Here is a 794-nt window from a genome sequence, read left to right on the forward strand (position 1 = left end):
TTACCGAAAATAAAAAAGAGAATAGTGATTTTTGTTCTTTTGCTGGTGTTTGGGCTTATAAGGAAGAAGTGCTAGGATTATTTAAAGATAAAAAAGTGATTGTTGCTTTTGATAAAGATAGTGCAGGTCGTAATAGTGAAGCAACTTTAGTAGCTAAACTCTTACATTTAGGAATTGACACTTACATTGCAAATTGGAATGAAGAGGTTAATGATTTAAATGACTTGTTAAATCTTAATGCTTTAAACACAATCACTCTGCATAGACAATAGAGGATTTCTTAAATGCTTCATTTAATCTTAGGAACTATGAAAGCAGGTAAAAGCACAAAACTCTTATCTCTTGCAAAAGAGTTTAGCACACAAGGTGTTGCACTCATTGCACCTAATGTATCTAAAAGAGAGTTTTTTGCTAGGAATGTTGAAAATTGCCTAGAAGTCTATGATGAATCTTTTGATTATGCTAACAATAAGATAGTATTAATTGATGAGATTCAATTCTTCAAGAAAGAATATATACAAGCAATTATTAACAATAGGAATAACTATAACTTCTATATTGCTGGATTGTTATCAAACATCCATCATCAAATGTGGGAGAATGTAGTTAAACTCTTACCCTATGCTGATAATGTGGAATTGCGTTATGCAAATTGTGATATATGCGGTTGCAAAAAGGCAAAATACCATATAGGCAGTGGGTTAATAGGAGATGATTATTTAGTTATTTGTGAAAAATGTAAAATTAAGGAGAAAAGATGACAGTTGAAGTAGAAGTCAAATTAGATGAATTTT

General features: G+C 30.6%; 2 protein-coding genes. Both read left to right on the forward strand.

What is annotated here, in order from left to right; genetic code table 11:
* On the forward strand, positions 1–272 hold a 272-nt coding region (locus LS72_RS10535), incomplete at its 5' end, for a toprim domain-containing protein (RefSeq protein ID WP_034555693.1).
* Between the two features lie 12 nt (positions 273–284).
* A complete protein-coding gene (locus LS72_RS10540; RefSeq protein ID WP_034555692.1) occupies positions 285–761 on the forward strand; it encodes an AAA family ATPase in 477 nt (158 codons plus the stop codon).
* The last annotated feature ends 33 nt before the right edge of the window (positions 762–794 follow it).

The sequence above is a fragment of the Helicobacter apodemus genome, assembly GCF_000765745.2.
GTDB lineage: Bacteria > Campylobacterota > Campylobacteria > Campylobacterales > Helicobacteraceae > Helicobacter_D > Helicobacter_D apodemus.

Excerpts from the sequence above, each read along its gene's own strand:
- LS72_RS10540 (WP_034555692.1), top strand. The coding sequence starts at position 285 with ATGCTTCATTTAATCTTAGGAACTATGAAAGCAGGTAAAAGCACAAAA.